Here is a 6,743-nt window from a genome sequence, read left to right on the forward strand (position 1 = left end):
TGAGCGGCAATCTGATCTGCCTGTTCTTCTTCGTAGCGTTCAACCGACATTTCAGGCCACCTCGCTTTCATTCGTACTGTTTTGAGTGTCGTAAAGTTCGCGATACTCGCCACCCAAGTCAAGGAGTTCCTGGTGAGTGCCATGCTCCTTAATACGCCCGTCGTCCAAAACGATGATTTGATCGGCATGCTGGACTGAAGAAATGCGCTGCGCAACGATGATTGTTGTCGTATCCGGGATTTCCGTTTCGAAAGCCTGACGAATCAGCGAATCGGTTCGAGTATCAACCGCGCTGGTCGAATCATCAAGGATCAAGATCTTGGGCTTCTTCAGCAAGGCGCGTGCGATGCACAGACGCTGCTTTTGGCCACCCGAAAGGTTCGACCCGCCCCTTTCGATCATAGTGTCATAGCCATCGGGGAACTGACGGACAAATTCGTCGGCCTGTGAAAGTTCGCAGGCTCGCACGATTTCTTCATCGGTTGCCTCAGGGTTACCCCAACGGAGGTTTTCCTTAATTGTTCCAGAGAAAAGAATGTTCTTCTGAAGAACAACGGACACCACATCACGCAGGGGTTCGAGGCGGTAGTCACGCACATCAATCCCGCCAACGGCGACCTTGCCTTCCGTCACGTCATACAGTCGTGGAATCAACTGGATCAAGCTGGTCTTACCTGAACCCGTTCCACCAACGATGCCCAGAGTCGAGCCTGCGGGGATATCCAAAGTGATGTTTTCAAGCGCGGGACGTTCAGAGTCTTCGCGATACTTAAAGGTCACGCCTTCAAAGGTGATATCACCGGCGGATACTTCACGGATTCCATATTCGGGGGATGTTAATGGAGATTCGTACTGAAGCACCTCAGCAATGCGGTGTGCGGACTCTGCGGCGATCGTCACCATAACGAAAATAAAGGCCAACATCATCATGGCCGAGAGGATCTGAATCCCGTATGTAATCAGTGCTGTTAGTTGACCGGTGGTCAATTCGCTGCCGCCTGACGCCACAATCATCTGCGCACCAATGAAGTCAACCAGCATGATCGCACCAAAGATGAAGAACATCATGACGGGCGTATTGAGCGCAAGAACCTTCTCCGCGAAGGTGAAGTCTGCTCGTACTTCCTCTGAGCGCTTGGCAAAACGGATCTTTTCGTACTCTTCGTTGACGAAGGACTTTACGACGCGAATACCAGCAATATTTTCCTGAACCGAGTTGTTCAGAGCATCGTATTTCTTAAAGATTCGCCGGAAAACCGGGAAAATAAAGACGACAATACCGAACATAATTGCCGCTAGGAACGGCAGCATGATCAGGAAAATCAAGGACATCCGCCAGTTAATGCGAAGCGCCATGACAATCGAGAAGACAACCATCAGCGGGACACGAACTGCTACGCGAATAATCATGCCGTAAGCGTTTTGAACGTTGGTCACATCGGTCGTCATACGGGTAACCAAGGAGGATGTCGAGAAACGATCGACATCTCCGAAAGAGAAGTCCTGAACCTTGAAGAAGAGGTCTTGACGCAGGTGCTTTGCCAGCCCCGCTGCTGCAGTGGCACCAAAGCGCGCGGCAAGGACACCGAAGAGGAGTGAGAACATCGCCATGACCAGCATAAAGACGCCGAGGCGGACAACTGGAGTGAGCACACCACCCTGAAGGTGATCAACCAAGGAGGCCATAACCAGTGGGAGGAAGCACTCAAGAATGACCTCTCCCGTGACAAACAGCGGTGTCAGAAGCGAAGCGCGACGATACTCACGCACGCTTCTCAACAAAGTACGAACAGTCGACATGTAGCGCTGGACCCCCGAAAAATTACTGCGTGTAATAGGAACCTACCCGTAGACCTTCAAAGGGATGCATCTTTGCGGCCGGGGTAGGCGGATTAATCATTTGATGTAGATCTTCCCATGTTAGCCGCCTTTCCTAACGGCGGCGATATCATCTAGTCAATGACGCGATCGGCGAAATCTCACGCTGCACAAGCAGAATGTTTCATAGCTGATTCATAGCTTTAACCCACATCAAGTACAGATTACGCCCGTAGATTTTCAGTATCAGACATCGGGGGTCGTAAGGCCCCGTCTCCTTTACCTGTTGAGGGACGCTGTTTAGAACGCATATTGTGTTGATGGGATGCACGTGGGGCCGGCTTTGCCGGCCCCACAGTGTTTTTATAGCCGCGCAACGCACAACACCTTGGAGATTCGTGGAGACAAGCGCGCCGAGATCTCACCGAATCTTGCACACTTCCCTGAGCCCAGCTCAGCAGAGCGATAGCAGCGTTTTCACTGTTACTCCTGTCCGAGCGCCCTTTCCAATGCACTCAGCCCCATTGCCAATAGCGCCGAATCACTCTCATCCGCGCGCGACATCGACTGGTTGATCAATTCTCGCCACGGCCCTTCGCGAAGCACACGGCCGCCCTTTAAGACGATGATATGCGCATCAAGTGCGGCAGCATCTTCAATCTGGTGTGTCACCATGATGACAGTGCGCCCAAGGAATCGTTGCGCAATCAACTCACGAAGTCCACGCGCGGCCTCGACATCGAGCGCCGCCATCGGTTCATCAAGCAACAAGACCTCGGGAGCAACAACCAGCGCACGAGCCAAAGCGGTCCTCTGAGCTTGCCCACCAGACACCTGAGCCGGACGACGCTGCTCCAAGCCTGCCAAACCCACAGACTCCAGGGCTTCACGCGCACGTACCTCGGCCTCGGCAGGGGAAATGCCGGCGCAACGCAAGGGGAAGGCAACATTGGCGAGGAGACTCATATGGGGGAACAAAACGGGCTTCTGCTCTAAGGTCGCAATCTTCGGCAGGCGGTCTGAAGTGCCATCTGGCCACTGCCAGGTGCAGGTCATCTGCGGCGCATCGAGGGCGCCGGAAAGCACCGACAAGAGCGTGCTCTTTCCCGCACCGTTATGTCCCATCAAGGCCGTGACGACTCCGGGCTGACAGGTGAGGTCAACGTCGATGTGCCTCTCGGCAAGCGTTCCCGCAATCCGCACGCCAGGGACTGGAACGCGTGGAAGTTGGCCCTGCGCATTTCCCTTCTCATTCCCGAGGCGGTGGCTAGGCTCGGTAGTCGAGCGCGAGGCCGCGGGAACTTTCGCCTCGTCGGTGGAGGTCCCTCTCAGAAGACGCGAATACCACCACTGCGAAAAGGCTGAAGCACCACCAACCAGGACCAGCGCAACAAAGACCAAGATGACGGAGAGCATCAGGGCCATGTCGGTCGATTCTTCGCGCTGAAGATAGATTTCCAAAGGAAGAGTACGGGTTACTCCGGCAAGGGAACCCGCAAAAGTAATGGTTGCGCCGAACTCTCCCAGCGCACGCGAGAAGGCCAGCGCCGTCGAGGACACCAGAGCTGGGATCATCAGCGGCAGGGTGACAGACCACAGTGTCCGAGAAGGCGAGGCTCCCAGCCCACTCGCAACGCGTTCCTCATTGAAGCCGCGAGTACGCAATGCACCTTCAAGTGAAGAAACAAAGAAAGGGAGCGACACGAAGGTCTGCGCCATAATGACCGCGACCGTCGTGAAAGCAATATTGATACCGAAGATTTGCAGATAAGCACCAATCAGGCCTCTGCGACCCCAGGTGATCAAGAGGGCCAAGCCCGCGACGACCGGAGGAAGAACCATGGGCAAGGTGACCATGGAGCGCAGGACTCGGGACCACCATGTATCGCGCGCCCTGGCACACACCAGCGCTAAAGGAAGACCGACAATAATGCAGGCAAGGGTCGAGGCAAGACAGGTACGCAGCGAAAGAGCAAGGGCTTGCGAGCCCAGTGCTTGAGTGAATAGATGGGGAAATTGAACCCAATCGATGCGTACGAGAAGCGCGATGAAGGGAACAAGAAGAAATAGAACAGCACAGGCTGCGGGAAGTGCGATCCAACGCGGGATCCCCGCATGCCTGTGCTTGTTCGTCATGAGATTATTCCGAAACTACTGTGAGTAGAAGAACGCGATTTCAGCCCTTATCCGAGGAAGTCGGTTCTGAGAAGCCATACTTCTTCAGCACTGCCTGTCCTTTTTCAGAAAGAACAGCGTCAATGAACTTCTGTCCGGCTTCCTTGTTCTTCGCGGAAACGGTCAGAGCGATGGGGTACGAGTTCACGACCTCGTTTGCACGGGCAATCTCGATGGTTTCGACCTTGTCGCCAGCAGCCTTCGCGTCGGTTGCATAGACGAGGCCTGCATCGGCTTCACCGCTCTCAACCTTGGCGCGCACGTCCGTCACCTTCTGTTCTTCCGAAACAGGGTTGAGCGTGACGCCGAGCTTTTCGGCCAACTGTTTGGTTGCGTTACCACAGGGAACACCCTCTGCGCACACAACGAGCTTCTTGCCATCAAGAGAGGAATCAAGACCGGTGATCTTGGCAGGATTTCCCTTGGGGACAATCAATGTCAGGACATTAGATGCGAAGGGCTTCGGAGTGTCGACAAGCTTCGCATCGGTTGCCTTGGTCATGTTCTTCTGGTCTGCGGAGGCGAAAACATCGGCAGGTGCGCCTTCTTTCATCTGGTCAACCAGAGTCGATGATCCCTGGAAGTTGAAGGTCACCTTGATGTTCGGATCGGTTTCCTTGAGGACCGTATCAGCGATCTCAGGGAATGCCTTGTTCAACGACGCAGCCGCAAAAACGTTGAGTTCAACCGGTGCTGCAGTTTCTGTCGAAGCAGATGCCGAGGCGCTTGCAGACTTGTCTGCAGATGCACCGTTTCCGCCTGAGCAAGCGGTAAGCACAAGAAGGCTAGCCGCGGCTGTGACGATGATTCCTTTGTAGCGATTCACAGGTTTCCTCCATTTGGTACCTGAAGAGAAACGTTTGTTGCCTTGATTTGAGCCATGGCGATGGAACCCACTTCGATTCCCAGCTCGCGGACGCTTTCGGTCGAAACCAGAGAAACGACACGGTAGGGACCGCACTGCAGATCAACCTGGCTCATCACCGGATCGGAGTGAACAGCAATAACCAATCCCTGGAGGTGGTTACGAACAGACTGAGTGCCCTGCCCAAGAGCAAGCTGATGAACATCAGGTTGGCTATTAATTAAAGCCGCGACCGATGCTCCATCGATACGAAGCGGTCCCGAGTTCTCAGCGCTATCTGCACGAGTCACAAGTCCATCATCAAGCCAGCGACGAACGGTGTCATCACTGACGCCAAGGAGAGTTGCCAGAGTCGAAACTTTGTAATAAGGCATGAATTAATTTTAACGGGTTTTGCCGTTTTTTGTAATTAATCGACAAAAATACGCAAATTTCTCCGCAGACGCGGAAAGCCATCGAATAGATTATTCGCCCGAGGCCTTTCGTACCGGGATATCCTCAAAGAAAACCTGGCAACCACAACTATTGCCGAAGGGCACCAGAGTCATACTCATGCCACCATCACTGAGCTCTTCAACAATCTGCCGAATCGCGGCACCGTGCATCCGACACACAATGCTTTGGATCTTATCGTTGCCAATATTGAGGTAGGGGCAGGATTGGATGGACAGACTGCCATCTTCTGCATTTAACGCACGGAAACCGCGCGTTGAAAGGAAAACTCGAAGAAGCGAAAGTAGGGCTTCCTCATCATCACGAGCAGCGTCGAGCGCACCGGAAGAGCGGATGAGATCAACGTACTGCTGCCCCCAATTCCGCCCCATGATGTCAGCAAGTTTTTCGCCGCCGTCCGAAGTTTGAGCCATTGCCGAGGCCGCGGCAAGAAGAAGTTCCGAAGACTGACGTTGAAGACGCGCTGCGTCCCCAATGACCGCGATCTCGTAGTACATCGCAGGGCGACCTCGCCCTTCGGGGTTGTGAGTGCGACGCACAACTAAGCCCTGTTCGACCAGAGGAACAAGAGTCTCACGAACCGAGTTCTTATGAATTCCCAAATGATCTGCGATTTCAACAACGGTTGCTTCACGACCAATATCAGTAAGGGTGTGCAAAACCTTACGCTGCGCCGGGGATGCGGTCGCCAACTGGGTGATCATGTATTCGATGCCAATCGGACCGGCTTTCACCTCGCCGTTAGTCACAGCTACTCCTTGTCTTCAGGGACTTGGTTGACATTCTAATGCACAGGCAACAACTAGCTGTCATACGTTTCAAATGCTGGGGCCTGTATGCGCGGGTCAGCACATACAGGCCCCAGATCACATCACCACAGACAGCCACCCGCACGCCCAATACCAACAGTCGGTCGCATTACGCGGGGTCTATCGGTGTATTCATACAGGTGAGAACGCGGGAACCACGATAAAGAGCCGGGGGCGAGCATGCGCTCGCCCCCGGCTCGACCGTTGACCGCGCCAGGGCCTCGCCTGGGAGCGAGGGGCCGCGGCGGGCACGGCCATCGATCAGTCCGACATACCGCCGCGCGTGAGCTCGTGCGTGCGACGCTCGTCGCGCGACCGGTAGATCACCGGGGGACGCGCCACGTAGCCGACCGGCGCACTCACCGCGTGTACGAGGCGAGTGAACGGCCAGATGCAGAACAGCAGCAGGCCCGCGATGATGTGCAGCTTAAAGCTGAGGGGCACATCCACCATCAGGTGCGCCTGCGGGTGGAGATAGAAGATCGAGCGGAACCAGACGGAGATCGTCTCGCGGTAGTCGTAGCCCTCGTGGCCCCCGAGTACCTGGTTGAGCAGGGTCGCCGCCCCGCCCAGGAGCACCGGGATCGCCAGCATCACGTAGGTGACGATGTCCATGCGGGTCG

Annotated in this window: 6 protein-coding genes; all 6 read right to left on the reverse strand. The window is 55.0% G+C overall.

Going from position 1 to position 6,743, the window contains the following annotated elements; translation table 11 throughout:
* Positions 1-51: 51 nt before the first annotated feature.
* Complete coding sequence (locus RW023_RS04705) at positions 52-1,800, reverse strand: ABC transporter ATP-binding protein (protein WP_315580104.1); 1,749 nt, start codon at positions 1,798-1,800, stop codon at positions 52-54.
* A gap of 501 nt (positions 1,801-2,301) precedes the next feature.
* Positions 2,302-3,954: an ABC transporter permease gene (locus RW023_RS04710; protein WP_315580105.1), complete on the reverse strand. Its 1,653-nt coding sequence runs from the start codon at positions 3,952-3,954 to the stop codon at positions 2,302-2,304.
* A 40-nt stretch (positions 3,955-3,994) separates the two neighbouring features.
* Positions 3,995-4,819 (reverse strand): molybdate ABC transporter substrate-binding protein, encoded by an 825-nt coding sequence (gene modA, locus RW023_RS04715; RefSeq protein WP_315580106.1) that lies wholly within the window; start codon positions 4,817-4,819, stop codon positions 3,995-3,997.
* Positions 4,816-5,232: a molybdopterin-binding protein gene (locus RW023_RS04720; protein ID WP_178706348.1), complete on the reverse strand. Its 417-nt coding sequence runs from the start codon at positions 5,230-5,232 to the stop codon at positions 4,816-4,818. Before RW023_RS04720 ends, modA begins: the two co-directional genes overlap by 4 nt.
* A 90-nt stretch (positions 5,233-5,322) precedes the next feature.
* Entirely contained in the window at positions 5,323-6,060 is a 738-nt protein-coding gene (locus RW023_RS04725) for a helix-turn-helix domain-containing protein (protein ID WP_315580107.1), read from the reverse strand.
* Positions 6,061-6,381: 321 nt separating this feature from the next.
* Positions 6,382-6,743 (reverse strand): respiratory nitrate reductase subunit gamma (locus RW023_RS04730; protein WP_315580108.1); only part of this gene is annotated, 362 nt, incomplete at its 5' end.

Origin of the sequence: uncultured Actinomyces sp. (genome assembly GCF_963542285.1) — a bacterium.
Taxonomy (GTDB): Bacteria; Actinomycetota; Actinomycetes; order Actinomycetales; family Actinomycetaceae; genus Pauljensenia.

Excerpts from the sequence above, each read along its gene's own strand:
- RW023_RS04705 (WP_315580104.1), bottom strand. The coding sequence starts at position 1,800 with ATGTCGACTGTTCGTACTTTGTTGAGAAGCGTGCGTGAGTATCGTCGC.
- RW023_RS04710 (WP_315580105.1), bottom strand. The coding sequence starts at position 3,954 with ATGACGAACAAGCACAGGCATGCGGGGATCCCGCGTTGGATCGCACTT.
- RW023_RS04720 (WP_178706348.1), bottom strand. The coding sequence starts at position 5,232 with ATGCCTTATTACAAAGTTTCGACTCTGGCAACTCTCCTTGGCGTCAGT.